This is a genomic window from Thermobifida sp. (assembly GCF_017577275.1).
In the GTDB taxonomy this organism is placed as follows: domain Bacteria; phylum Actinomycetota; class Actinomycetes; order Streptosporangiales; family Streptosporangiaceae; genus Thermobifida; species Thermobifida fusca.
In genome coordinates, this window is the sequence record NZ_PITY01000007.1 from 1 (window position 1) to 25202 (window position 25202).

24 protein-coding genes are annotated in these 25202 nt (G+C 68.5%); 9 read left to right on the top strand and 15 right to left on the bottom strand.

Going from position 1 to position 25202, the window contains the following annotated elements:
- Together ctaD and coxB are read right to left on the bottom strand one after the other, a co-directional pair.
- A partial coding sequence (ctaD, locus tag CW348_RS00380) for a cytochrome c oxidase subunit I (RefSeq protein WP_287462313.1) occupies window positions 1-1633 on the bottom strand: 1633 nt, incomplete at its 3' end.
- Complete coding sequence (coxB, locus tag CW348_RS00385) at window positions 1634-2452, bottom strand: cytochrome c oxidase subunit II (RefSeq protein ID WP_038043503.1); 819 nt, start codon at window positions 2450-2452, stop codon at window positions 1634-1636.
- A gap of 429 nt (window positions 2453-2881) precedes the next feature.
- Here coxB and CW348_RS00390 point away from each other — a divergent pair, with 429 nt between their 5' ends.
- Window positions 2882-3118, top strand: a complete 237-nt coding sequence (locus tag CW348_RS00390; RefSeq protein WP_011291461.1) for a sulfurtransferase TusA family protein — start codon at window positions 2882-2884, stop codon at window positions 3116-3118.
- A 77-nt stretch (window positions 3119-3195) separates the two neighbouring features.
- Here the strand turns inward: CW348_RS00390 and rpsD are convergent, their stop codons facing one another.
- The 8 genes from rpsD to CW348_RS00430 all read right to left on the bottom strand — a co-directional run bounded on the left by rpsD (window position 3196) and on the right by CW348_RS00430 (window position 9703).
- Window positions 3196-3807, bottom strand: coding sequence for a 30S ribosomal protein S4 (gene rpsD, locus CW348_RS00395; RefSeq protein ID WP_104612584.1), 612 nt, complete (start codon window positions 3805-3807; stop codon window positions 3196-3198).
- Window positions 3808-4151: 344 nt separating this feature from the next.
- Window positions 4152-5126 carry a carbohydrate kinase family protein gene (locus CW348_RS00400; RefSeq protein WP_104612585.1) on the bottom strand — a complete coding sequence of 325 codons (975 nt, stop codon included), beginning with the start codon at window positions 5124-5126 and terminating at the stop codon, window positions 4152-4154.
- A 162-nt stretch (window positions 5127-5288) separates the two neighbouring features.
- The gene (locus tag CW348_RS00405) at window positions 5289-5639 is read right to left on the bottom strand and encodes an iron-sulfur cluster assembly accessory protein (protein WP_011291458.1); all 351 of its coding nucleotides are present in this window, start codon (window positions 5637-5639) and stop codon (window positions 5289-5291) included.
- Window positions 5640-5846: 207 nt separating this feature from the next.
- Entirely contained in the window at window positions 5847-6947 is a 1101-nt protein-coding gene (locus tag CW348_RS00410; RefSeq protein WP_104612586.1) for a glycerate kinase, read from the bottom strand.
- Between the two features lie 48 nt (window positions 6948-6995).
- Window positions 6996-7616: a hypothetical protein gene (locus CW348_RS00415; protein ID WP_011291456.1), complete on the bottom strand. Its 621-nt coding sequence runs from the start codon at window positions 7614-7616 to the stop codon at window positions 6996-6998.
- Between the two features lie 3 nt (window positions 7617-7619).
- Window positions 7620-8540, bottom strand: coding sequence for a zinc metalloprotease HtpX (gene htpX, locus CW348_RS00420; protein WP_011291455.1), 921 nt, complete (start codon window positions 8538-8540; stop codon window positions 7620-7622).
- A 141-nt stretch (window positions 8541-8681) separates the two neighbouring features.
- A complete protein-coding gene (locus tag CW348_RS00425; RefSeq protein WP_011291454.1) occupies window positions 8682-8966 on the bottom strand; it encodes a hypothetical protein in 285 nt (94 codons plus the stop codon).
- Window positions 8963-9703, bottom strand: a complete 741-nt coding sequence (locus CW348_RS00430) for a PspA/IM30 family protein (protein ID WP_011291453.1) — start codon at window positions 9701-9703, stop codon at window positions 8963-8965. Before CW348_RS00430 ends, CW348_RS00425 begins: the two co-directional genes overlap by 4 nt.
- Before the next feature lie 158 nt (window positions 9704-9861).
- On the opposite strand from CW348_RS00430, the gene CW348_RS00435 reads away from it, so the two are divergent.
- Both CW348_RS00435 and CW348_RS00440 read left to right on the top strand, forming a co-directional pair.
- Window positions 9862-10458, top strand: coding sequence for a DUF3043 domain-containing protein (locus tag CW348_RS00435; RefSeq protein WP_258076837.1), 597 nt, complete (start codon window positions 9862-9864; stop codon window positions 10456-10458).
- Between the two features lie 63 nt (window positions 10459-10521).
- Window positions 10522-11526: an aldo/keto reductase family protein gene (locus CW348_RS00440; protein WP_011291451.1), complete on the top strand. Its 1005-nt coding sequence runs from the start codon at window positions 10522-10524 to the stop codon at window positions 11524-11526.
- 207 nt (window positions 11527-11733) lie between these two features.
- Here CW348_RS00440 and CW348_RS00445 read toward each other — a convergent pair whose 3' ends face one another.
- The 4 genes from CW348_RS00445 to CW348_RS00460 form a co-directional block, all read right to left on the bottom strand.
- Window positions 11734-12204 carry an SMI1/KNR4 family protein gene (locus CW348_RS00445; protein WP_011291450.1) on the bottom strand — a complete coding sequence of 157 codons (471 nt, stop codon included), beginning with the start codon at window positions 12202-12204 and terminating at the stop codon, window positions 11734-11736.
- Between the two features lie 242 nt (window positions 12205-12446).
- Window positions 12447-13907, bottom strand: coding sequence for a polymorphic toxin-type HINT domain-containing protein (locus tag CW348_RS00450; RefSeq protein ID WP_258076838.1), 1461 nt, complete (start codon window positions 13905-13907; stop codon window positions 12447-12449).
- Window positions 13883-14290 carry a hypothetical protein gene (locus CW348_RS00455; RefSeq protein WP_258076839.1) on the bottom strand — a complete coding sequence of 136 codons (408 nt, stop codon included), beginning with the start codon at window positions 14288-14290 and terminating at the stop codon, window positions 13883-13885. The genes CW348_RS00450 and CW348_RS00455 overlap by 25 nt, the downstream gene beginning before the upstream one ends.
- A gap of 137 nt (window positions 14291-14427) precedes the next feature.
- Complete coding sequence (locus CW348_RS00460) at window positions 14428-14787, bottom strand: hypothetical protein (protein ID WP_011291448.1); 360 nt, start codon at window positions 14785-14787, stop codon at window positions 14428-14430.
- Window positions 14788-15021: 234 nt separating this feature from the next.
- Here CW348_RS00460 and CW348_RS00465 point away from each other — a divergent pair, with 234 nt between their 5' ends.
- On the top strand, window positions 15022-16272 hold the full coding sequence (locus CW348_RS00465) for a DNA repair exonuclease (RefSeq protein ID WP_011291447.1): 1251 nt from the start codon (window positions 15022-15024) through the stop codon (window positions 16270-16272).
- Window positions 16269-19772, top strand: a complete 3504-nt coding sequence (locus CW348_RS00470; RefSeq protein WP_104612588.1) for a YhaN family protein — start codon at window positions 16269-16271, stop codon at window positions 19770-19772. The genes CW348_RS00465 and CW348_RS00470 overlap by 4 nt, the downstream gene beginning before the upstream one ends.
- Before the next feature lie 106 nt (window positions 19773-19878).
- Here the strand turns inward: CW348_RS00470 and CW348_RS00475 are convergent, their stop codons facing one another.
- Window positions 19879-20085: a hypothetical protein gene (locus CW348_RS00475; RefSeq protein WP_011291445.1), complete on the bottom strand. Its 207-nt coding sequence runs from the start codon at window positions 20083-20085 to the stop codon at window positions 19879-19881.
- Window positions 20086-20319: 234 nt separating this feature from the next.
- On the opposite strand from CW348_RS00475, the gene CW348_RS00480 reads away from it, so the two are divergent.
- From CW348_RS00480 to lpdA, 4 genes are all read left to right on the top strand, one after another.
- Window positions 20320-21276: a bifunctional adenosylcobinamide kinase/adenosylcobinamide-phosphate guanylyltransferase gene (locus CW348_RS00480; protein ID WP_227480835.1), complete on the top strand. Its 957-nt coding sequence runs from the start codon at window positions 20320-20322 to the stop codon at window positions 21274-21276.
- 5 nt (window positions 21277-21281) lie between these two features.
- Entirely contained in the window at window positions 21282-22034 is a 753-nt protein-coding gene (locus CW348_RS00485; protein ID WP_016188452.1) for an adenosylcobinamide-GDP ribazoletransferase, read from the top strand.
- Window positions 22035-22240: 206 nt separating this feature from the next.
- A complete protein-coding gene (locus CW348_RS00490; protein ID WP_011291442.1) occupies window positions 22241-23740 on the top strand; it encodes a leucyl aminopeptidase in 1500 nt (499 codons plus the stop codon).
- 80 nt (window positions 23741-23820) lie between these two features.
- Window positions 23821-25200 (top strand): dihydrolipoyl dehydrogenase, encoded by a 1380-nt coding sequence (lpdA, locus tag CW348_RS00495; RefSeq protein WP_016188451.1) that lies wholly within the window; start codon window positions 23821-23823, stop codon window positions 25198-25200.
- The last annotated feature ends 2 nt before the right edge of the window (window positions 25201-25202 follow it).

A 25202-nucleotide genomic window follows, 5' to 3' on the forward strand; every position in this document is an offset into this window, starting at 1 on the left:
GCAGGTCGAAGGCGGGCCGCTCAGAGCGGATCCGCGGCAGCGAGACGAAGTTGTGCCGCGGCGGCGGGCAGGAGGTCGCCCACTCCAGCGAGCAGCCGTAGCCCCACGGGTCGTCCACGGTCACCTTGGGAGCGTTCTTCGCGGTCGTCCAGACGTTCCACAGGAAGAACAGGGTGGACGCACCGAGGACGAAGGACGAGACCGTGGAGATCTGGTTGAGCAGCGTGAAGCCGTCCGACGGCAGGTAGTCCGCGTAGCGGCGCGGCATGCCTTCCGCACCCAGCCAGTGCTGGATGAGGAAGGTGCCGTGGAAGCCGAAGAACAGCGTCCAGAAGTGGAGCTTGCCCAGCTTCTCGTTGAGCATCTTGCCGGTGAACTTCGGCCACCAGAAGTAGAAGCCCGCGAACATCGCGAACACCACGGTGCCGAACACCGTGTAGTGGAAGTGGGCCACCACGAAGTACGAGTCGGTGACGTGGAAGTCCAGCGGCGGGGAGGCCAGGATCACACCGGTGAGGCCACCGAACAGGAAGGTGGTCATGAAGCCGATGGAGAACAGCATCGGCGTCTCGAAGGTGAGCTGGCCGCGCCACATGGTGCCGATCCAGTTGAAGAACTTCACGCCGGTCGGCACCGCGATGAGGAAGGTCATGAAGGAGAAGAACGGCAGCAGGACCGCGCCGGTGGGGAACATGTGGTGCGCCCACACCGTGATGGAGAGTCCCGCGATCGCGATGGTGGCGCCGATCAGGCTCTTGTAGCCGAAGATCGGCTTGCGGCTGAACACCGGGAGGATCTCGGTGACGATGCCGAAGAACGGCAGCGCGATGATGTAGACCTCCGGGTGGCCGAAGAACCAGAACAGGTGCTGGTAGAGGATCGGCCCGCCGTGCTCGGGGTTGAAGATCTGCGCACCGATGATGCGGTCAGCCGCCAGCCCGGCGAAGGCACCGGTGAGCACCGGGAAGGCCAGCAGCACGAGCACGCTGGTGAGCACCACGTTCCACGTGAAGATCGGCATGCGGAACATGGTCATACCGGGGGCGCGCATGCACACGACCGTGGTGATGAAGTTCACCGAGCCGAGGATGGTGCTCAGACCGCTGATGGCCAGACCCATGATCCACAGGTCGCCGCCGATGCCGGGGGACCGCACCGCATCCGAGAGCGGCACGTAGGAGAACCAGCCGAAGCTCGCCGCACCGCCGGGCGTGATGAACCCGGCTACCACGATCAGGCCGCCGAACAGGAACAGGTAGTACCCGAACAGGTTGAGCCGGGGAAAGGCCACGTCGGGTGACCCGATCTGCAGCGGCAGCAGCACGTTCCCGAACCCGACGAACAGCGGCGTCGCGAACAGGAACAGCATGATCGTGCCGTGCATGGTGAACAACTGGTTGTAGGTCTCGTTGTTCATCAGCTGCATGCCCGGGTACATCAACTCGGCCCGGATCAGCAGCGCCATGACACCGGCGAGCAGGAAGAATGCGAACGAGGTGATCAGGTACATGTACCCGATCACCTTGTGATCGGTTGTCGTCAGCCAGCTGACGATTTTCGAGCCCGGGGTGACCCGCCGAGCTGTGGCGGATGCCCGGACGGTCGCCGTCGGAGTCTCAACCGTCGTCGTCATCTACTGACCATCCTCTTCTTCAGCCGTGGTCGCGGCATCGTCAGCCGTGGCCGCGGTGTCGGAGGAGTCCTGGGTGGCCGTGGCCGGGCCCGGGTTGGGAGCAGGAGCCTCCTCCTCAAGGTCGGGAACCGCGGGCAGCTCCTGGGGGTTGGCCTTCTGCTCCTCGATCCACGCCCGGTACTCCTCAGGAGTGACTACGCGGAGGGTGAAGAGCATACGCGAGTGGTCGTAACCGCACAGCTCTGCACACCGGCCCTCGTAGTCTCCCTCAACGCCGGGTTTGATCTTGACCTGGAACTCGTTCGGGTGTCCCGGGATGACGTCCAGCTTGAACGCGAACGCGGGGATCCAGAACGAGTGGATGACGTCCGGAGCCTCCAGGTCGAAGTGCACGACGCTGTCGCTCGGCAGCACCAGGACAGGAAGTTCGTCCTTGCTGGTGGACGGGACCCCGGCGACAGAGACAGGATTGCCGTTGACGTCGAGCTCGTCTTCGTAGGTGAACTGCCAGCTCCACTGGAACGCGTTCACGTCGACGTAGACGTCAGCGGGCTCGTCGGTCTCCAGCAGGTAGGTCTGGTCTCGGGCCGTGAAGTAGAACAGCACCGAGACGACGATGATGGGCAGAACGGTGTAGAGCGCCTCGATGGGCATGTTGTAGCGCACCTGAGGCGGCAGCTGCTCAGAGCGCTTCCGATAGGCGATCACCGACCAGATGATCAGCCCCCAGACGAGAATGCCGACCGCGAACGCCGCCACCCACGAGCCCTGCCAGAGCGTGACGACACGCTCTGCCTGCTCAGTGATCGGCTCCGGCAGCCCCAGACGAGTGAACTCGTTCGACGCGCAGCCGGTCGCGGCCACAGCCAGCGCGGCGAGCACGGCGCCGCGTGGTGCCCATCGGCGCAGCGCGTGGCGCCGATTCCTATGGCGGGTCGGACTCACGGATTGCCTTCCCAGCGGTGATGCCGCACTGTGTGCGGGCGGGTCCTATGCCAAAAAAGCCTGTCAAGCGGAAACATTATCGCGACGCTCCAGCGTCCCTTCTCCGGGGACCGCTGGTCAGCGTGTTGCACAACGTCCGTTGTGCGGGCTTAGCCCTTGACCGTAACCTTGGCGGCCCCTGGAACCGCAGGACTGGCTAAGCCGAGATTATCGCCGTGATCACGAGGCGCTTCACCGGGTACCTCTTAGCGACCCGTCGGGGTAAAGATTAGGACACACCTTCGTCAGACAAGGAGAAGCCCCGTGTCGGAGCAGCCGCTGCTGACCATCGACGCGATCGGCCGCAAGTGCCCGGTGCCGATCATCATGCTCGCAAACCGTCTGCGGGAAGTGCCGATTGGATCAGTGATCGCGGTCACCGCCGATGATCCAGCGGCACGGACCGACATTCCGGCGTGGTGTCGGATGAAGCGGCACACGTTCCTGCGCGAGGTCCCGTTGAGCAGGGGGAGCGCCTTCCACGTGCAGCGCATGTACTGACGAGGACGGGCGCCCTTGCCACGGCGAGGGCCGCACCCCGTGCCGTGCAGAGGTGCGGCCCCAGTGCCCAAGCTGGATCAGCGGGCGTAGTACTCGACGACGAGCTGCTCGTCGAAGGGAACCGGCACCTGCTCGCGCTTGGGCCGGTCCACCACGGCGATGGTCAGGTCCTTGTGGCTGACCGCCAGGTAGCTGGCGATCTTCTCGTCGGCGTGCACGCCCTCGGCGGCCTCGATGAACGGGACCAGCTTGCGCGACTTCTCCCGCACGCTGACGATCTGGCCAGGCTTGACCTGGTAGGAGGGGATGTCCACCTTCTTGCCGTCCACGGTGATGTGGCCGTGGTTGATGAACTGGCGGGCCGCGTAGATGGAGGCGGCGAAGCCCGCCCGCAGCAGCACGGTGGCCAGCCGCAGCTCGAGCTCGGCGATCATCTCCTCGCCGGTACGGCCCGGACGCTTCTTCGCGTTCTCGTAGACGCGGGCCAGCTGCTTCTCGGAAAGGTCGTAGTACCAGCGCAGCTTCTGCTTCTCCGCCTGACGGATGGCGTAGTCGCTGGTAGAGCGGCGCACCCGACGGCCGTGCTCACCGGGCGGGTAAGGACGCTTCTCGAAGTACTTGACCGCCTTACGGGTCAAGGGAACGCCAGCGCGCCGGGACAACCGTACCTTCGGTCCGGTGTAGCGCATTCAAGTCCTCCACAGTGTTCAGTTCTCACACAAAGGTGGGAATCCCAGGTAAGGCTCGCCTAGTTCTGGGAGGCGTCGTTCGACGGCCCTGCCCGTCTCCTGCGGGACGGGGCTGTTCCCTACCGCCGCGATGACCCCGCACGCGGCGGCGTGGCGTAGAGATCCCGGCACGCGTCTCAGCGCCCGGGCTGCTTCATGCCGAGCGCGTGGACCAGAAACAGGTCACCACCGAGATGCCCGGACACGAGGGTCGGGTATCTACTCTACGCGCCTTCGGAAGGTGCGCTGACCAACCGCGGGGCTGTCGCGGCGGTTCGCTTCCCGGGCACAGCCGTCCCGCCGGGTCAGGACATGCGGTCGGCGACCTCGGCCGCTGCGTCGTCGCCGTAGGAGCGGGCCATCCGCTCCAGCAGGCTTTCCTTGGTCAGCCGGTATTCTTGCGGGCCGCTCACTTCCAGGCAGTGGGCAGCGGTGGCGTTGCCGACCTGGGCGCAGCGGTCCAGGTCCAGCCCCCAGGAGAGGGCGGCGAGGAATCCGGCGCGGAACGCGTCGCCCGCACCGGTGGGGTCGACTGCCTCCGAGACGTGGGCGGCGGGGATGTGGAGACTGGGTTCTCCGGCCTGGTCGATGCGCACCCCCTTGGCGCCCAGGGTGGTCACCCGGGTGCCTACGCGGGCGAGCACTTCCGCGTCGCTCCACCCGGTCTTCTGCTCGGTCAGCGCTTTTTCGTACTCGTTGGCAAAAAGGTATTGGGCGCCTTCGACCAGGGAGCGCACTTCCGGCCCTTCCATGCGGGCAAGCTGCGGGGAGGGGTCGGCAGCGAAGTTGATCCCGCGCACCCGGCATTCTTCGCTGTGCCGGATCATCGCCTCCGGGTCGTTGGCTCCCACGACGACCAGGTCGATGCCGCCGAGGCGCTGGGCGAGCGGCCACAGTTCGATGTTGCGCGCCTCGGCCATCGCTCCCGCGTAGAAGGAGGCGATCTGGTTGTGGTCCCGGTCGGTGGTGCACACGAACCGGGCGGTGTGCCGCATCTCGGAGACGTGCACCCCGGACGTGTCGACACCGTGGCGTTCCAGCCAGGCGGCGTAGTCGGCGAAGTCCGCGCCGACCGCGCCGACCAGGATCGGGTTCAGTCCGAGACAGCCCAGGCCGAAGCTGATGTTGGCGGCGACCCCTCCCCGGCGTACTTCCAGTTCGTCGACGAGGAAGGACAGGGAGACCTGGGTGAGCTGGTCGGCGATGAGCTGGTCGGCGAACCGGCCTTCGAAGGTCATCAGGTGGTCGGTAGCGATGGATCCGGTGACCGCGATGCGCACAGCGACGGACTCCTCGGAGTCAGAAACGGGTTACAGACGGCACAACTGTATCCACCCCGCTCGAAGAGTGCGGTAAGCCGCAGAACAGCGAAAGGGCCCGCTCACCCACGGGGGTGGGGCGGGCCCGTAGCCTTCACGGCGAGGTGTGCGGGGAGTGACCCATCAGTGGAAGGAGTCACCGCAGGCGCAGGAGTTCTGCGCGCTCGGGTTGTCGATCGTGAAGCCCTGCTTCTCGATCGTGTCCACGAAGTCGATGGTGGCGCCCATGAGGTAGGGCATGCTGTAGCGGTCGACGGCGAGCTCGACCCCGTTGTGGTCGGTGATGATGTCTCCGTCGAGCGTGCGCTCGTCGAAGTAGAGCTGGTAGCGCAGTCCCGAGCAGCCTCCGGGCGCCACTCCTAGACGCAGTCTCAGGTCGTCGCGGCCTTCCTGGGCCAGCAGCGACTTGACCTTCTCCACCGCCGCGTCAGTGAGGGTGACCCCCTGCGTGGTGGCGTCAGTCTCAGCCGTCATGTGCGAAACTCCTCCAAAACGGGGTGGCCGCCGCCTTGGGCGACCTTAGGATTCCTGACGCGTCAAACGTCAGGGCTCGTTGCAGCATTCCCTGTGCAGTGCACTCTTCAGAGTAGGTGCTCCGGGGAGACGCTCGCTATCCCGGAACACTTGTGACGTGTCTTTCTTCTTCCCGCCTGCTGCCTGTATCACGGTCGTTACCGCAGGTCAGCGCGGCCAGTCCGCTGCGACGCGGGCTGCGAGGCGGCGCAGTTCCCGCGCGGAGTGCTCCAGGGCGGCCTGCACTGATCCCGCGGATTCGACGAGGGAGTGGGCTGCGGTGACGCCTGCCGCGGCGGCTTCTTCTTCCGCGACGGCGACCCGGCCGGCGAGGACGACGCAGGGCACGCCGTGCCGGGACGCGGTCTGCGCTACCCCATGCGGGAGTTTGCCGCGCAGGGACTGGGAGTCGAAGGACCCTTCCCCGGTGATGACCGCGTCGGCGGAGGCCACGAGGGTGTCGAGGCCGACCGCGCCCAGCACTCTGCGCACCCCGGATTCGACGGTGCCGCCGAGCAGCAGCAGTCCGTAGCCGAGCCCGCCGGCTGCCCCGGCTCCGGGCGTGGCGCGCAGCGTCGTCTCCGGGTCGGTGAGGTCCGCGAAGTGGGCGAGCGCGGCGTCCAGGCGCTGGACTTGGGCGGCGTCCGCGCCTTTCTGCGGTCCGAAGACGGCGCTGGCGCCGTGGGCGCCGAGCAGCGGGTTGTCCACGTCGGTGGCGGCAATGAGCCGGATGCCGGCGACGCGGGCGCGGGCCGCGGCCAGGTCGACGCGGTCTAGGCCGGTGAGGGCACCGCCGCCGCTCCGCAGTGGTTCGGCGGGCGTAGCGCCGAGGGCGGCGAGCATGCCCGCTCCCCCGTCGTTGGTGCCGCTGCCGCCCAGGCCGACGACGACGGTGGTGGCGCCGCGGTCGATGGCTGCGCCGATCAGCTCCCCTACCCCGTAGGTGGTGGTGGTTTCCGGGTTGCGGTCTTTAGCGGGCAGCAGGTGGAGGCCGCACGCTTGGGCGCTTTCCACGTAGGCGGTCTGTCCGACGAGGAGGAAGCGGGCCTGCACCGGGGTGCCGAGCGGCCCGGTGGCTTCGATGGCGACGAGGGTGCCGCCGAGCGCCGTGTGCAGCACGTCGACGAATCCGGGGCCGCCGTCGGAGAGCGGCACCAGGGTGCAGTGGGTGTCCGGGTCGACGGAGCGCCAGCCGTCTGCGATGGCTTCGGCTGCTTCGACCGCGGTGAGGGTTCCAGCGAACTTGTCAGGAGCGATCACGATACGCACCCCTGTAGTGTGCCGGAAAGCGCTCGCCAAGCACGGGAGCGGGGCCGGTCACAGGCCGGGCGCACCGTAGACGGGGAACCAGCGGCTCTTGTCCATTTCCATGGCCAGTTCCCCTTCGAGTGCGGCGCTGACCTGGAGTTCGAGGGCGTTGTCCCGGTCGTGGTCGCCTTTGGGGGCGAAGGGGTAGAACGTTCCCCGCTTGTACAGGTAGACGAGGGCGAGGCGCCGCCCGTCCGGGGCAGCGAAGACTACGAGCGAGCACAGCAGGGACGGCCCGAACCCGGCGCTTTCCAGGCTGGAGTTGACCGCGTGCAGGTCGGTGACCAGGCCGGTGAGTCCTCCTCCTTCTTCGCTGGCGGGGGAGCGCACTACCAGCCACGTGTAGCCGTACTCGTCCCGCTGCACTTCGGTTGTCGGCCCGCTGCCGGTGTTGAGCAGGTCCAGGATCTCCTGTTGCACGGTGGCGAACGCTTCGCCTTCCGCGGGCCGGAACGCGACCGAGGCGTGGCCGGTGGGGCGCAGCCCGGTGGCGACGCGGAGGGTGATCGCGGCGGACGGCAGCGCGAAAAGCTGGTCCAGGTTGGCGCGGCGGGGCCGGGTGCGGCCGAGCAGGGTGTCGACCAGGTCGGTGATCCGCCGCCGGAGGCTCCGTCGGTGGTGCCGGGCCACGGTTCAGGCTCCCCTTCCCAACTGTCGGGAGATCTCTGCGAGCTGCGCGAGCCGCTGTTCGGTCGGGGGGTGGGTGGACAGGAGCGCGCTGAGGCTGACGCCTTTCCCGCTCAGCGCGGGGGTGAAGAAGAACGCGTTGAACGGTTCGACCTGCCGCAAGTCCTGGGTGGGGATGCGGGCCATGTCCCCGCTGATTTTGACGAGTGCGCTGCTCAGCGCGGACGGCCGGGCGGTCAGGTAGGCGGCGGCGCGGTCGGCTGACAGCTCCCGGTAGCGGGAGAGGGCGCGGGTCAGCAGGAAGCTCAACGCCCACACGATCGCGCTGATCACGACCACGAGCAGCGCGATGACCGCGGGCGCAGGCCCGCCTTCCCGGCTGCGTCCGCCGCCGGTGAGGAGCGCGAACCGGGTCCCAGCTTGGACGAGGAAGCCCGCGACGATACCGAGGAAGGCGGCGACGGTCATCACAGCTACGTCGCGGTGCGCCACGTGGGACAGTTCGTGGGCGAGCACCGCTTCCAGTTCGACGTTGTCGAGCCGGCGCCGCAGCCCGGTGGTGACGCACACCATGGTGCTTCCCCGGCTGTGCCCGGTGGCGAATGCGTTGGGCACGTCGGTGTGCGCGACCGCGACTTTCGGTTTCGGCATGTCCGCGAGGGCGCACAGGCGGTCGACGACCGCGTGCAGTTCGGGGTCTTGCTGCGGCGTGACTTCGCGGGCGCCGAGCGCGGCCATGGCGATGCGGTCGGAGGCGAAGTACTGGACGAGTGCCACGCCCCCGACGACGAGGAGGACGAGCCACCACGGCATGCCGGCCCACAGCAGCGCTACCACGAACGCCGCGTAGACGAGGGCCAGCAGGACCATGGTGGTCGCCATGCGGACGGTGAGCCCTCGGTCGGGGATAAACCTGGTGCGTGCCACGTCACACCGCCTTCCATCGGGTCCGGGTACACCCCTACGAGGTCGGGCAGGAGGGCCCCGGACGCCCACTGACCGGAGGGCCGGAAACGAAACACGGGGCCGCCAGGGTCGTGGCGGCCCCGTCCGGACCGGTGAGCGCGGCTACAGGCTGTCGGGGATGAGCCCTTCGTCCCCGAGCATGGCCCGCACTTCTTCCATGCTCGCGTCGGGCGGCGGAAGGATGTACTGCGACGGTTGAAGGGAGTCGTCGGGCAGGGGTTTGCCGTCCGCGCGCACTCTGGCCAGCAGGTCGTGCAGCGCGACCCGGAAGCGGGCCTCGTCACCGGATTCGATGGCCTCTTCCAGCTTGCGGTCGAAGTCGTTGAGCACGTCGAGGTCGGCTTCGGACAGGTCCAGCTGCCCTTCGCCCATGATGCGGACGATCACGCGCCGCCTCCCTCGATCTGCTTGGGCGCGTTTCCGCCCTGGCCGAGCTCCCGCTTCATCGCTTCGAGCTCCCGCTCCACCGCGTCGGTGCTGGCCATGCGGTCGAGTTCCGCCTGGATGTCGTCGCGGGGCGCACCGCTGAGGTCGTCCAGCGCCCCCGAGGCCAGCAGTTCGTCGACGGCGCCAGCGCGGGCCTGGAGTTCCGCGGTCTTGTCTTCAGCGCGCTGGATCGCCAGTCCGACGTCGCCCATCTCCTCGGAGATGCCGGTGAGCGCCTCGCTGATCTGGGTCTGGGCCTGGGCGGCGGTGTAGGTGGCCTTGATGGTCTCCTTGCGGGTGCGGAAGGCTTCCACCTTGGCCTGCAGCCGCTGGGCGGCCAGAGTGAGCTTCTGCTCCTCGCTCTGCAATTGGGCGTGCTGCTCGTGCAGGCTGTCGAGCTGCGGCTGGAGCGCGGACTTACGCTCCAGGGCTTCCCTGGCGAGGTCTTCCCGGCCCTGCGCCAGCGCGGCCCGACCCTGGTTGGTCAGTTTGGCGGCCTTCTGCTCCAACTGCTGGATCTGCAGTTCGATACGCTTACGGGAAGTAGCGACGTCAGCCACCCCGCGCCGCACCTTCTGCAGCAGTTCCAACTGCTTCTGGTACGAGTAGTCAAGGGTTTCCCGCGGGTCTTCCGCGGCGTCCAAGGCTTTGTTCGCCTTGGACTTGAAGATCATGGAAAGTCGCTGAAACACGCTCATCGGCGTGGCCGTCCTCTTTCTCGGTCCGTATCGGCTGTTCCCAGCGGGCGCTTCTTTCAACCTTATGCGCTCTGCCCGAGGGCCGCTATGAGTGGTGAGCGGCTACCCTGATGGGTGTGTTCCGTCGTCGCTCCGCCTCAGCATCCCAAGAGCAGGTCATGAGCAATTCCACCAAGTCTGAGACCGACAAAGCGCCTGCCCGCAAGGGACACTCCCCGAAGAAGGGGGTTCCCACTCCCAAACGCAAGGAAGCAGCCCGGGAGCTCCGCAGGCCGCTGTCCGCCCCGAAGACGCGTCGGGAAGCCTACAAGCTGATGTGGGAGCGGGAGCGGCGGAGGCGGCAGCGGGAGCGTGCCGGGCTGGTCAAGCCGGAGGACCGCTACTTCCGGCCCCAGGACCTCGGTCCGGCCCGTGCGTTGGCCCGCGACTATGTCGACTCGCGCCGCACGCTCAGCGAGTTCTTCCTGTACTTTTCGCTGGCCATCATCGTGCTGATGTTCGTGCCCGTGCCCGAGGTCCAGTTGTTCGCCGCCTATGTGGTGTGGCCCATGATGATGGTGACGATCGTCATCGAGGGCTTCTTCACGGCGCGCCGCGTCAAGAAGCTGATCGCGGAGCACTATCCGAAGGAGACGGAGAACGTCCGCGGTTCCGGCATGTACGCGGTGATGCGCCAGGTGCAGATCCGCAAGCTGCGGCTGCCGAAGCCTCGGGTGAACGTGGGAGACGACTTTTTGGCGAAGCACCGCCGCTGACTGCGCCACAACGGCCGTACTTCCGAGTAAGTTCGGTGGGCCGAGCAATTAAGGTGTACGGTCATGGAATTCCGTCATCTCGGCAAGAGCGGACTTGTTGTCAGCGAAATCGCTTACGGAAACTGGATCACCCACGGCTCCCAGGTCGAAGAGGAGACGGCGATAGCGTGCGTGCACGCTGCGCTGGACGAGGGCATCACCACGTTCGACACCGCCGACGTCTACGCCCAGGGGCGTGCCGAGGAGGTCTTGGGCAAGGCGCTCAAAGGGCAGCGCCGTGACGGCATCGAGATCTTCTCCAAGGTGTACTGGCCGGTGGGTCCGGGGAAGAACGACCGGGGCCTGTCGCGCAAGCACATCATCCGCGGGGTGGAGGAGTCGCTGCGCCGGTTGGGCACCGACTACCTGGACTTGTACCAGGCGCACCGGTTCGACTACGCCACCCCGTTGGAGGAGACGCTGCGCGCCTTCGACGACTTGGTGCGCCAGGGCAAGGTCCTCTACGTGGGTGTCTCGGAGTGGCGTGCCGAGGAGATCGAGCAGGCGCTGAAGATCGCCGACGAGATGGGCTTCGACCGGATCGTGTCCAACCAGCCGCAGTACAACATGCTGTGGCGGGTGATCGAAGCCGAAGTGGTGCCGCTGTGCAAGCGGGAAGGCATCGGGCAGATCGTCTGGTCGCCGATCGCGCAGGGCGTGCTGACCGGCAAGTACAAGCCGGGGCAGCCGCCGCCTTCCGGTTCTCGGGCCACGGACGAGAAGTCGGGTGCCCAGTTCATCCGGAAGTTCCTCGACAACCAGCAGTTGCTGGAGCGGGTGCAGCAGTTGCTGCCGCTGGCCGCGGAGGCCGGGCTGACTCCGGCGCAGTTGGCGGTGGCGTGGGTGCTGCAGAACTCGAACGTGTCGGCGGCGATCATCGGCGCGTCCCGGCCGGAGCAGGTGCGGGACAACGCCAAGGCGGCGGGGGTGAAGCTCGACGCCGAGCTGATGCGCCGTATCGACGAGATCCTGGGGGACGCTGTTGAGCGCGACCCGGCGCTGACCGCGAGCCCGAAGGAGCGGCCGTAGCCTGGGCGGGTCTGCTGCCCTCCGGGCACGGGTGAGTGTGCTCCCAGTTTCCGGTGCAGGGTGACGGCGCCCTGAATATCGTGCGCGGCACGGCTGGGTGGACGGTTCGCGTCCGCCCGGGCGTGCCGCGTCGGGTGTGTGCGGGTGTCGGCTGCGGTGCGGCGCCTGCCGGGGCACGGGGGTTTCCCGACGGATCGGGCGGCTGTCCTACCGGCGTGCCGTCCGGGTGGCGTTGTCGAGCTGGCTGCTGAGGAATTCGACGAACGTGGCCGCGTACTTCCGCGGCTCGCCGTCTCCTTCGACGTAGCTCCAGACGCCGTCTTTGCCGTGTTCGAAGAAGTAGAACGCGTAGCCCTGGTGGACGTAGAAGAAGAACCGCCCTTCCGTGGTGAGCCCAGGGTCGTCGTCCCGCGCGAACTCTTCGGCATACGCGTTGATCCCCAGGCAGTCCGGATAGTGGATGTCGGAGCCTTGGAAGAGGCTTCCTGCGCTCCGCCCGGCGCACCGTAGAAAGTCGACGTAGGCTTGCGGCACGGAAACGTCCTTTTTCTCCGCGAGCACCTCGGCGACTTCTTCCGGGGTGCAGCCTGTGATCTGCTCCGGGGTGGCGATTCCCCGTTCCATCAGTTCTTTCGTGAACCACTCAGGGTCGAAAGGCGCAGAGTCGCTTCTTCCCATGGCCGTCACCTCTTCTTCCCCGAAAGCCCGAGGGTGCTGCTCGGACGTTCCCTGTTTCTCCGCTTGTGGCCGGGGCGCCGTGTGCGGGCACCCCGTTGTTCTGCCTGCGGGCCGCGGACAGCCTGAATTCTGCCCGGGGGTGGCGCCGACCCGCGACTAATGGTTCGTTCCGTGCCTTGAGCCGTCGGCTTCCCCGGGCCTGCTCCCTTGCGCGAGCTTTCTGTTTCTCCTTTCTTTCAGGCTCAGGGGTAGGTCTGCCCGTCGCCGTAGGTGACTTTCACGTCGATGTTCGGGAATTCTCTCTTGAACTGTTCGATGATCCCTCCCGGATCGTCACCGGAGGGGGCGCGACCGCAGGAATGGCACGGGGGAAGCTCCGTGTAGAGGTGGATTTCCCCGGTGATGTCGGTGCGCGGCGCGGTGATGCTCCCGTCCGGGTTGCGCGGGTTCAACTGCTGTGCCACGTGCTCCAGGATTTTGCGTTCCGTCTCGTATTCCCGGGTGTTTCCCACCGAGCCGTCGCGGTTGATGTCGGGTTTCGGCGTGTAGCGGGGGTTTGCGGGCAGCTCTACCGTGCCGGGACGTCCGTTCTGCCCGCTGACGCTCACCAGTTGCCCTGCGTTGAAACCGTCGATGCGGATGTCGGCGACCGCGACGTTCCGCCGGTGGCTGAGGGCCTGTCCTTGTTCTTCCCAGCGTTTCCGCCACTCCTGGGCCGCTTCAGGGCCGGCTTCGACCTCGATGGGGTGGGACTTGTCGATGCACCCTGCTTCGTTGTGGACGAGTGCGTCGGCTGCTCCGGCCGCAACGTAGTAGGTGTGCAGGTCGGCAACGGTGAGGTTGTGGACTCGCTGGGCTTCGGCTGTGCGGACCGCTACCGCACGGACCTGGACCCAGGTTCCGGCACTGGTCCGCAGCCACGTGCCCGGTTCCAGGTCGATGGCGGCCACCCACGTGGCGAGGCTGGGAACCCAGAACGGGTGCGCGTCGGTGGCGACCACGACACCGCCGTGCTCGGTGCCGTCGTCCACGGTGAGCTCCACCAGGGTGGTGGTGCTGTGGCTGGTGTGCAGGTCGGTGACGGTGCGGGGGCCTTCGGTGCCGGTGCGCGGGTCGAACGCCCACACGTCGTCCCCCACGGTGATGGTTTCGATGGGGGCGTACGTGCCGTCGGCCAGCAGCACGAGCGTGCCCGGCACGAAGCTGTTGCCCCGGCACGGCCGCGCCGGGGGCCGGGTGGTTTCGTCGTCACTGCGGCGGTTGTCGCCGGGCTGGTCCCCGTCGGCGCGGACCGGTCCGGGGGTGGTCTCGGAGCCGCGGTCCTTGCCGCCCATGACGTTGAGGGCCCGGTTGCCTTTCTTGTACCAGCCGACGCCGGGGATCAGGCCGATGAGGTTTTCCGCGATGCCTTGGGCGACGGCATGCGTCTTGTCGCCGTTCTTCCAGTCTTCTTGGACCTCATCGCTGACGAGCAGGTCGAGGAAGAACCCGCCGGGGTCGGTGGTCACCTGGTTCCAGGTGTTCTTGGCGCCTTCGACGATGCTGTCTTTGGCGTCCGAGAACCACTGCCCCGGGGCGTTCCACAGTTTTTTGGCGCCTTCCCACAGGCCGACGGCGTCGTCTTTGATCCCGGTGACGAAGTCGGCGCCCGCGTCCCAGATGCCGGTGCCGACGTCTTTCAGCCCTTGGCTGATCGTGTCCAAGAGTCCGCCACCGGTGTTCTGGTCGGCCGCGGTCGGCCCGCTGCCTCCACCCCCGTGGGCACGATGGTGCCCTCGTCAGAGCCGGTGCCGTCCGCAGGCGCGTTCTCCGGCGGGGAGTCCGGTGTGCCGGGCTGGCCAGCCCCTTCCCCGGACCCGTCCGGCGTAACGCCCCCTCCCCCGCTCGGGGTGGTGCCGTCTCCCTCAGGGGCGTCCATGGGGTCGCCGCCGAGGATGGCCGCTACCGCGGAGTCGACTGTTTCAGCGACGCGTGCCGCGATACCGGAGAATGCCAGGACGGCCACGATTGCCGCGGCCAGCACGAGGACCCCGGCATATTCCGTGAACGATGCTCCCCGTTCCGGGTCGTGAATCCGTCTGAGCACTACCCACCTGTTTCAGCGACGCTTTTCCCTAGCCACACCAACGCCGCACATACGGGTGCGGAATGTATGAAATTAGTGGCTTTCCGTTACCGTGTATAGGGCCCCAGGAACTAAAACACGGGCCTCAAACACGGCGGTCAGCGGTCGAAGAAAAAGTTGCGCGCGGAAGGGCGGCTCAACAGCACCAGGATGACCACGGGAAAGACGAGTTCGGTCACTCGGCCGTCTCCGCCGACTATGGCGGCCAGGGTGACGAGGACCAGCAGAATCTCGGTGACGAGAATGGCGTAGAACACTCCGCCGCCGCCTTTAGGCACCAGCAGTCCCAGCCCCAGCTGCACGACCCCCGGCAGGGAGAGCGCGAGCGCATACCCGAAGGCGTAGGCAGACGCTCCCCCGGCGATGAACAGTGCCGCTGCGACCACGAACGTGAGTGCCGCCACCACGAACAGCAGAATCCTGATGGCCTTCACTGACCTGGGAAGTTCCTGCGCCATTCCTGCTCCGTGCAGATAAGGGGGTAGGTATTTCACTGGGCGCCACTGCTTTTCGTGACCGACCAGCGACCCCCAGCATAGATTTCCCGCACCGTAGCACCGAATTCATTTTCCATTCCGGAGCAGCACCCCGCGGTGTCCTCTCTTTTGGGGATGTTCCCGCGATCCGCTGCACGCTATCCCAGGTCATGGCATGCTGGTCCGCTGTCTTCCGTCTTCCCCCGGAGGAGATCCATGAAGTTGCTCCACGCCGCTGATCTGCACATCGACAGTCCACTGCGGGGCCTTTCCCGGTACGAGGGGGCCCCGGCCGACCAGTTGCGCGGGGCGACACGGCAGGCTTTGGAGAACCTGGTGACTCTCGCCTTAGAGGAGGAGGTCACCGCGGTGCTGCTCGCCGGGGACATCTACGACGGGGACTGGCCCGACTACAACACCGGGCTGTTCTTCACCCGGCAGATGACCCGGCTGTGCGACGCCGGCATCCCGGTGTATTTGATCGCGGGCAACCACGACGCGGCGAACCTGATGACGCGGACGCTGACCGCTTCCCTGCCGAAGAATGTGCACTACTTTCCCACGGAGCGCCCCGCCACGGTGGTCGACGAGCAGCGCGGGCTCGCCGTCCACGGCCAGGGGTTCGCCCAGCGGGAGGTCAGGGCGAACCTGGCCGAACACTATCCCGCGCCGCGGTCCGGCTTGTTCAACGTCGGCCTGCTGCACACTGCGCTCACCGGTCGGGAAGGACACGAGCCGTACGCCCCGTGCCGTATCGACCAGTTGGTCGACCACGGCTACGAGTACTGGGCGCTGGGCCACGTCCACCAGCGGCAGGTGGAATACGACGCCGACGTCAAAGTGGTGTTCCCGGGGAACATTCAGGGGCGGAACGTCCGCGAGGCCGGGCCTAAAGGCTGCACGCTGGTCACCGTGGACGACCGCCACCGGGTGACAGGGCTGCGCCACCACGACCTCGACACGGCGGCTCGCTGGCACGAGCTGCGGGTGGATGTGCGCAGCGCCCGCGATGTATCCGACGTGCTCACCCTGGTCTCCGAGCAGCTCGACAAGGAGCTGGCCGGGGACACCGAACCCAACCGCGTCCACGCGGTGCGGGTGGTGGTCGAAGGCCCCACGGACGCCCACGAGCAGTTGCACCGCGACCACGAGAAGCTGTTGAACGAGCTGCGCGCTATCGCCGCGCAGCGCCCGGACACCTGGTTGGAGAAGCTCCGGGTGAAGACGTCTCCCCCTGAGGAGCGTCTCGACGCCGCCCACGCGGACGAGCTGGTCGGTGAGCTGTGGCGGACCGCGGCCCGGCTCTCCGCATCCCCGGAGCAGCTCACCGAGGTCATCGCGTCGGCCGAACTGCTGGGCAAACTGCCTCTTCAGCTGCGGGAAGAGCTGAGCGACCCGCAGCGGCAGCGCGACCTGTTGGCGGAGGCGGTGGAGCTGCTGGCCGCTGAGCTGGGGGGTGCGCAGTGAGGATCGAACGCCTGGACCTGCTAGCTTTCGGACCGTTCACCGACTTGTCGTTGCCGCTGGGCGCCCCCGGGGTGCACATCGTCTACGGCCCTAACGAAGCGGGGAAGAGCACCGCGCTGCGCGCGCTCCACGACCTGTTCTACAAGATTCCTAAACAGACCCCCTACGACTTCGTGCACGACAAACCGGACATGAAGCTGCGGGCTGTGGTCCGCAGCGACGACGGCAGGGTCGTGGAGTTCGTCCGCCACAAGCGCGACAAGAACTCGTTGACTGATCCGCGGGGGAATCCGCTGGATGAGAGCGTGGTGCAGCGGCTGCTGGGCGGGGTGAGCAGCTCGACGTTCCTCTCCATGTTCGCGCTCACTCTCGAGGAGCTTGAGCGCGGCGGGGAGTCGCTGTTGGAAGGGGGCGGCGACGTCGGTGAAGCGTTGCTGTCCGCTCGCGCCTACCCCCAGTTACGCGCTTTGGTGGAACGGCTGAGAAAGCAGCGGGACGCGCTGTTCCGCCCGCAGGGGAGGCGGGGGCCGACGATCAACAAGGAGCTGGGCGAATACCAGGATCTGAACAGGAGGATCGGGGAGGCGCAGCTTCGTATTGCGGACTACCGGCGCAGGCTGGCCGCCGTTGCGGAACAGCGGCAGCGGGAAAAGGACCTGGACCAGAAGCTGGCGTCCCTCCGTGAGGAGCAGAAACGGTGGACCGCCCTGCAGCAGGCGCTTCCTGCCTTGCACACGCGTGCTCAGCAGGTGCGGCGGATCGCGGAGCTGGAAGCCGAGGGCCCGCTCGCCCCCCTGGATTTCGCCGACCGGCTCCCCCGTTTGGAGGAGCAGTCCCGTGCTGCCGAGGAGACGCTCGCGGACAGCACGGCCGAGCTCGCGGCCAAGCAGGAGGAGCTGGACCGGCTGGTGGTGGATGCGCGCCTGCTGGACGCGGCCCCGGAGGTGGAGCGGCTGGCCCGTTCCCGGGAGCGGATCGAAGCCGACGAAGAGCGGCTCGCTGCGTTGGAACGCCAGGCGGCGCGCCTGCGGGAGGAGGCGCGGGAGATCCTGCAGGAGGTGCGCCCCGACCCGGCCGGGGCGGACGGTCCCGCGGTGCCTGCCGTGGACCAGGCCACGCGGAACCGGGTGAGGGAGCTCGCGGACGCTTATGCCGACCTGCTTCCCCGCGTGGAGGAGGCCCGCGGGGAGGTGGCGCAGCAGCGCCGCCGCCACACCGCCGAGCAGGAGCGGTTGGACGCGCTGCCTGACCCGGGCGACAGCGCTGCGCTGGCTGCCGCGTTGGATGCGCTGCCTGCCACGCTGTTCGACGAGATGACTGCCGCGGCCGACACGGTGCATGAGACCGCCGCTGCCTTGGAGCGCATCGCACGGGACGCGGGCTGGGATCCCGCGGACTGTGCCGCGTTGGCTGCCGCGCACGCCCCGCTGCGGGACCAGGTGGTCGCCTACCGGCGGCGCGCGGACGAGCATGCGCAAACACAGCGGCGCGCCGACGAGGAGTGCGCCCAGGTGCGTGCGGAGCTGACGCGGGAACGGCTCCGGTTGGCAGAGCTCACCCAAGACGAGACGGTTCCCACCGAGGAGGCGTTGGCGGAGGCCCGCCGGCAGCGGGACGCGCTGTGGCAGCGGGTCCGCGACGGCTCGGATGCGGAGGCGGCGGACGCCTACGAGCGCGCGGTCCGCGACGCGGACGAGCTCGCTGACCGGGCTTTGGCCGGGGCGCAGCGGATCGCGGAACGCCAGCAGGCCCGGCAGCAGATCACCGTGTTGGAGCACCGCTTGGCGCTGGCGGAGCGCGAGGCCGCGGCCGCGCGTGCGGCCGGGGAGGAGCTCGCGGCGCAGTGGCAGGCGTTGTGGCCTGACCCGCTGCTGCCTGCCCCGGACGTGGATGCGGCAGAAACGGTGCTGGACCGGCTCGCCGAGCTGCGCAGACGCCAGGAGGAGCATACGGCGGCCTGCCGCAAGCTGGCGGATCGCCGGGAGCGGGCCGCGGCCCACGCCGACCAGTTGCGCCGGGCGCTCCGCGACGCGGGGGCCGAGGTTCCGGAGGCTGCGGAGGACGCGGACGTGGAGGCGGTGGTGCGGGAGCTGCGGGAGCGGGCCGCCGCGGAACGCGCCCGCCGCGAGCAGGCCGCGCAGGAGCGCGCCGACCAGGAGCGGACCGTCCAGGAGGCGAAACGGTCCCTGGTGGAGGCCGAGGCGAAGCTGGACGCGGTCACCGAGCGGTTGCGCGCCTGGGAGGAGGAGTGGCGCACGGTTGCGGCGTCGGTGCCCGTGTCCGGGGACCGGCTGCCTAAGGAGGTGCTGCACGACCTCGACCAGTGCGCGGAGGCGGCGTTCCGGCTCGCCGAGGCCGACCAGCGGGCCGCGGAGGCGGAGGAGCTGCGCGAGCAGATCGCTGCTTTCCACGACCGGGTGGGCGCGGTGCTCGAGGCCTGCGGCCTGCCCGTGCCGGACAGTGCTGCCCAGCGGCACGCTGCCCTGGACGCGCTGCGGCACCGGGTGGCGGAGAACAGCGCGCAGGAGCAGCGGCGCCAGGCGCTGAGTGAGGAGGTGGAGGCGCTCCGCGGGAAGGCGCGCAGCGCCCAGGCCCGGTTGGAGGCCGTGGAAGCCGAGTGCGCGCAGATGTGCCAGGAGACGGGCGTCGATTCGGTTGCGGAGCTGCGGGCGGCGATCGACCGCGCCCAGCAGGTGCGGGAGCTGCGGCACGATGTGGCGCTGGTGGAGCGGTCGCTCGCCGAGTCGTGGCCGGGCGGGGTCGCGGAGGCGGAGCAGGCTGCGGCCGGGGTCGACCGGGAGGAGCTGGCGGGCCGTCTGGCAGAGCTGGGCCAGGAGATTGCCGCGGCGGAGGAGGAGCATCGCGCCGCGGTGCGCGACTTGGCTGAAGCGGAGCGGGAGCTGGGGGAGGCTGACGGGTCGGCGCTGGCCGCGCAGGCCGCCCAGGAGCGGGAGGAGGTGCTGGCCCGGATCGCCCAGAACGCGGAGACCCATACGCGGCTGGTGCTCGCGCACACGCTGCTGCTGCGGTGCATCGAGGAGTACCGGCAGGCCCACCAGGGCCCGCTGCTGCGCCGGGCCGAGGAGCTGTTCCGGCAGCTCACCGTGGGCCGGTTTCGCGAGTTGCAGACGGAGACAGCTGACGACGGCACGACCGTGCTGCGGGTCCGCCGCGCCACGGGGAAGCTGGTGGACATGGGGGCGTTGAGCGAGGGCACTCGGCACCAGCTCTATCTGGCGCTGCGGTTGGCGACCGTGGAGCACTATGCGGCCGAGCACCAGTCCATGCCGTTCGTGCTCGACGACGTGTTCATGACGTTCGACGACGAGCGGGCTGCGGCCGGGCTGCGGGTGCTGGAGTCGGTGGCGGACCGGGTCCAGCCGGTGGTGTTGACCCACCACGCCCACCTGGCTGAGCTGGCCCGCGACGTGCTGCCGGAGGACCGGGTGCACGTCCACCGCTTGCCGCGGTTCACCCACGCGGAACGCGTGACCGTGTGAGCGTCCCGGTCCTGCTGCGCACCCCCGCTCTTTGGGGGTGCGCGTGGTGCCGCCCCGGGCGTCCTGCCCGGGGCGCTGCTGCGGGGGTGGGCGGCTGGTGTCCCGCCTAGATCTCGTCGTTCAGACTCATCGTGTATTTGGCGACGCCTTCGTTGAGCAGGACGACCCGTTCTGCTCCGGATTCGCGCAGGGTCCGCCAGTGTTCTCCGAGCCAGCTTTCCGCGTCGCCGCGGGAGGGGAACAGGGTGTCGGGGAGGTCTTCACCGCTGAGCACGGTCCCGTCGGCTTTCTCGTACCGCCAGCTCCACGCCATGGATGCTCCTCACTTTTCTTCTTTCCGGTCACGCAAAGTGTCTGGTGAGACGGGAATCCCAGCCGTCCTCAGACATCCTGACCGGTCCACTACGGTTAACTAACGGACGTGCGTATTCGTCTCGCCGGAACAGCCGGGGCGGCAGGGTGGCCCGCCCCTCACTGCCGTTGTGCCTCCTGCAACCTCGCTGTCCAGTCCCGTCGGTTGCCGCTTCGGGTCACCGTGGACGATGTCTTGAGCCTGTCCTCCCCCGATGGGCTGGTGTCGAACCTGCTTCCGGCCGGCTATTCGGCGGCGCAGACGCCTTACGGGCTGCGGGTGGACGGCGCGGACGGCGGCCGGCTGCTGTTTGCGCGGCCTGACGCTCCGGCGACTCCCCCGCCGGACAGCGATCCGGAGGATCCGCGTCCCGACCACCAGGCAGACCTGGTGCTGGTGGATGTGGGCGAGTCGCCGGAGACGATCGGTGCGCTGCGGCGGGCAGGCGTGGTGGGGCTGACCACGGTCGTGGTGGCGGTGGGCGGCGACCACCGGGTGCATTCTCCGGCTGAGTTCGACCGCCGGGCCCGGCTGTGGGGGGCGTTGGCCCCGTTGGACGGCCAGGAGCTGCGGTGCCCGCCGGATGCGTGGCCGCCGTCGCGGCCGCACGGCCCGTACCGGGTGCTGGTGACGGGCGGGGCGCGGTCCGGGAAGTCGTCGGAGGCGGAGCTGCGGCTGCTGGGGGAGCCGGAGGTGCTCTACGTGGCGACGGGCCCGGCCCCGGATCCGCACGCGGATGCGGCGTGGGCGCAGCGGGTGGCCGCACACCGGTCGCGCCGCCCGGCGTGGTGGCGCACGGTGGAGACGACGGATGTCGCGGCGGTGCTGGCGGAGGCGGACGGCGCGGTGCTGTTCGACTGTGTGGGCACGTGGCTGGCGCACGTCATGGGCGAGTGCGGGATGTGGGCGGACGAGGTGCCTGCGGACGCGGAGCAGCGGCTGGAGGAGCGGATCGACGCGCTGGTGGCGGCGTGGCGGACGAGCGCGGCCTACGTGGTGGCGGTGACGAACGAAGTGGGGTCGGGTGTGGTGCCGCCGACGGTGAGCGGGGGGCTGTTCCGGGACTGGCTGGGCCGGGTGAACCAGAGGCTGGCCGCCGAGTCGGAGGAGGTCGTGCTGGTCACGGCCGGGCGGGTGCTGTCGCTGCCGTGAGCGGGATGCTGCGGGACTGTGCGGACGGGCTGCGGATGGCGCTGGGCACGTTGACGGCGATCCCGGTGCCGGTGTCCCGGGTGGATCGCCGGGTGGCGGGCTGGGCGATGGCCGCGGCGCCGTTGGTGGGGGTGCTGTTGGCTGCCGTGTCCGGGGCCGTGCTGGCGGGGGCGCTGTGGGCGGGCGTGTCTCCGCTGCTGGCCGCGGTGGCGGCGGTGGGCGCGGTGGCGTTGCTGACGCGCGGTCTGCACTGGGACGGGCTGGCGGATGTGGCCGACGGGTTGGGGAGCGGGGCGGACGCGGACCGGGCGCTCGCGGTCATGAAGCGGTCCGATATCGGCCCGTTCGGTGTGATCACCCTGGTGTTCGTGGTGCTGCTCCAGGTGGCGGCGGTGGCGGCGCTGGCGGAGGAGGGGACGGGGGCGGCGGTGGCCGGGTTGGCTGCCGCGCTGGTGTCGGGGCGGTTGGCGGTCACGTGGGCGTGCACGCGGCTGGTGGGCGCGGCACGGCCGGAGGGTTTGGGCGCGTTCGTGTCTGGTACTGTGCCCTATCCCGCCGCCGCCGCGGTCACGGGCGTGGTGCTGGCCGTGGGCCTGGTGGAGTGGACGTGGTGTGCGGCGGTGGCTGCGGGTCTGGTGGTGGCGGGCGGAGTGCTGGTGTGGGTGTGCCGTCGGTTGGGCGGGATCACCGGTGATGTGTTGGGTGCGCTGGTGGAGAGCGCCGCCGGGGCCGCACTGGTCACCGCAGCAGCCCTGTAAGCATCTGTAAGCAGAATCACACCGATTCACATAAAATCACTCGGGGTTGTCTTGGTACCGCCGGGTTTCCGACGTGAACTCCCAGCCAGCGAATTCGACACGTCTTTTCGGCGCGGCCAAGCGTTCCCCCATGTCCGTCACAGAATTCAGGGCGCGCCCGCTATGCGTGTGTCGGCCCGTACAACGCAAGGACTAGCATCAGGACCGTGAGCACGTCGCTGGAAGTCAAATCCGAATCCCCACGTTCGCTCGATGCTGACGCGGTCGTCGTCGGCTACCACTCGGGAGACGACGGCCTCGTGCCGGCGTCGGGTGCTTCCGAGGTCGATTCCGCTTTTTCTGGCGGACTCGGCTCGGCCCTGGCCCTGCTGGGTGCCACCGGAGCGGTGGAGGAGGTGCGTACTGTCCCGTCCCTGGGCGCTGTGGCGGCCCCCGTGGTGGTCGCGGTCGGGCTGGGACCGGCCCCGGCGGACGGTGCATCGGTCTCCGCTGACGTCGTGGCGCGCGCCGCGGGTGCCGCGCTGCGTGCCCTGCGCGGCAAGTCCCGGGTGGTGGTCGCACTGCCCGCGGACACCGGTGAGCTGGCCGCTGCCGCGGCGCTCGGCGCTGTGCTGGGCAGCTATTCCTTTGACCGCTACCGCACGGGTTCCACGAAGGAGCCGGTGAGCTCGGTGACTGTGGTCAGCGGGGCTGCGGACGCGGCTGAGGCGGTGCAGCGCGCCACGGTGGTGGCTTCCGCGGTCTGTCTCGCCCGCGACCTGGTGAACACCGCGCCCGCGGACCTGCGTCCCGCCGACTTCGCGGGGATCGCCGAGCAGGTCAGCCGGGACCACGGCTTGGATATCACGATCCTTGACGAAAAGGCGCTGGCCGAGGGCGGTTACGGTGGTCTGATCGGTGTCGGCCAGGGGTCGTCCAGCCCGCCGCGTCTGGTTCGCCTGTCCTACAGCCACCCGGAGGCGACGACGACGCTGGCGCTGGTCGGCAAAGGCATGACCTTCGACTCCGGTGGGTTGTCGCTGAAGCCCAGCTCCGCGATGGAGTGGATGAAGTCCGATATGGGCGGCGCGGCCGCGGTGCTGGCCGCGATGCGCGCGATCGCCGAGCTGCGGGTGCCGGTGAATGTGGTCGGCTATCTCGCGATCGCCGAGAACATGCCGAGCGGAACCGCGCAGCGTCCGTCTGACGTGTTGAGGATCTACGGCGGGAAGACCGTGGAGGTGCTCAACACGGACGCGGAAGGCCGCCTGGTGATGGCGGACGCGCTGGTGCGCGCCCAGGAGGACAATCCTGATCTGATCGTGGACGTGGCCACGCTCACCGGGGCGCAGCTCGTCGCGTTGGGGACCCGCGTGTTCGCGGTGATGGCCAACGACGACGCGGTGCGCGACCAGGTGGTGGCTGCTGCCACGTCCGCGGGTGAGGCGGCCTGGCCCATGCCGCTGCCCGAGGAGCTGCGCAAGGGACTGGACTCGTCAGTCGCCGATATCGCCAATGTCGCGGGTGAGCGCTGGGGCGGCATGCTCAGCGCCGGCGTGTTCCTCAAGGAGTTCATCGCAGACGGAGTCAAGTGGGCGCACTTGGACATCGCCGGGCCAGCGTTCAACCAGGGTGAACCCCACGGTTACACGCCTAAGGGAGGCACCGGCGCAGCGACACGCACCCTTGTCCGTCTCGCCGAGTCTCTCGCTCAAAGAGCCGAATAACCCATGACCGGACGTTATGAGCCGCGTCCGGGCTCGCCACCGGTGTGTGATCACACCGCAGGAAAAGGAGTGTCCTTCCCGTGAGTGAAAGCGGCGGCACATTCGATCTCGTCATCCTGGGCGGCGGTAGCGGTGGCTACTCGGCCGCCATCCGCGCCTCCGAACTCGGCATGCGTGTCGCCCTGATTGAGAAAGACAAGCTCGGCGGCACCTGCCTGCACTACGGCTGTATTCCGACCAAGGCCCTGCTGCACGCGGGTGAGGTCGCCGACACGGTGCGGGCCAGCGAGAAGTTCGGTGTCCGGGCCTCGTTCGACACAATCGACATGGCCCGTGTCCACGAGTACAAGGACAAGGTCGTCAGTGGTCTGCACCGCGGCCTGACCGGTCTGATCAAGGCCCGCGGCATCACCCTGGTCGAGGGTGAGGGCAAGCTGACCGGTGTCGACGAGGTCACGGTCAACGGGGTGGCCTACAAGGGTCGGCACATCATCCTGGCCACCGGGTCCCAGGCGCGTTCGCTCCCTGGTCTGGAGATCGACGGGGAGCGGATCATCACCAGCTACGAGGCGCTCCGCTTGGACCGGGTCCCCAAGTCCGCGATCATCCTGGGCGGCGGTGTCATCGGCGTCGAGTTCGCCAGCGTGTGGCGTTCGTTCGGCGCCGAGGTGACGATTGTCGAGGCGCTGCCGCACCTGGTCCCGGCGGAGGAGGAGTCCAGCTCCAAGCTGCTGGAGCGGGCGTTCCGCAAGCGCGGGATCAAGTTCGAGCTGGGCAGCCCGTTTGAGAGCGTGAAGCTCACCGAGACCGGGGTGAGCATGACGCTGGCGAACGGCAAGACCGTGGAAGGCGAGCTGCTGCTGGTGGCGGTGGGCCGCGGTCCGGTCTCCCAGGGGCTGGGCTACGAGGAGGTCGGCATCCGCCTGGAGCGCGGCTTCGTCCAGGTCGATGAGAACCTGCACACCGGAGTCGGCAACATCTACGCGGTGGGCGACTTGATCCCCACGCCGCAGTTGGCGCACGTCGGCTTTGCCGAGGGTATTTTCGTCGCCGAGCACATTGCCGGGCTGAACCCGGTGAACATCGACTACGACGGTATTCCGCGGGTCACCTACTCCGACCCGGAGGTGGCGTCCGTGGGGATCACCTCCAAGACCGCGGCCGAACGCGGGATCGAGACCACCGAGTTCGTCTACAACTTGGCGGGCAACGGGAAGAGCCAGATCCTGCAGACCCAGGGCGCGGTCAAGGTCATCGCGGCCAAGGACGGCCCGGTGCTGGGTGTGCACATGGTGGGCAGCCGCGTCGGCGAGCTGATCACCGAGGGCCAGCTGATCTACAACTGGGAGGCGCTGCCGTCTGAGGTGGCGCAGCTCATCCACGCGCATCCGACCCAGTCCGAGGCGTTGGGCGAGGCCCACTTGGCGCTAGCGGGCAAGCCGTTGCACGTCCACGACTGATT

Coding starts and splice junctions, on each gene's coding strand:
- rpsD (WP_104612584.1), bottom strand. CDS start 3,807: ATGCGCTACACCGGACCGAAGGTACGGTTGTCCCGGCGCGCTGGCGTT.
- CW348_RS00405 (WP_011291458.1), bottom strand. CDS start 5,639: ATGACGGCTGAGACTGACGCCACCACGCAGGGGGTCACCCTCACTGAC.
- CW348_RS00430 (WP_011291453.1), bottom strand. CDS start 9,703: ATGAGCGTGTTTCAGCGACTTTCCATGATCTTCAAGTCCAAGGCGAAC.
- CW348_RS00435 (WP_258076837.1), top strand. CDS start 9,862: ATGAGCAATTCCACCAAGTCTGAGACCGACAAAGCGCCTGCCCGCAAG.
- CW348_RS00440 (WP_011291451.1), top strand. CDS start 10,522: ATGGAATTCCGTCATCTCGGCAAGAGCGGACTTGTTGTCAGCGAAATC.
- CW348_RS00445 (WP_011291450.1), bottom strand. CDS start 12,204: ATGGGAAGAAGCGACTCTGCGCCTTTCGACCCTGAGTGGTTCACGAAA.
- CW348_RS00460 (WP_011291448.1), bottom strand. CDS start 14,787: ATGGCGCAGGAACTTCCCAGGTCAGTGAAGGCCATCAGGATTCTGCTG.
- CW348_RS00465 (WP_011291447.1), top strand. CDS start 15,022: ATGAAGTTGCTCCACGCCGCTGATCTGCACATCGACAGTCCACTGCGG.
- CW348_RS00475 (WP_011291445.1), bottom strand. CDS start 20,085: ATGGCGTGGAGCTGGCGGTACGAGAAAGCCGACGGGACCGTGCTCAGC.
- CW348_RS00485 (WP_016188452.1), top strand. CDS start 21,282: ATGCTGCGGGACTGTGCGGACGGGCTGCGGATGGCGCTGGGCACGTTG.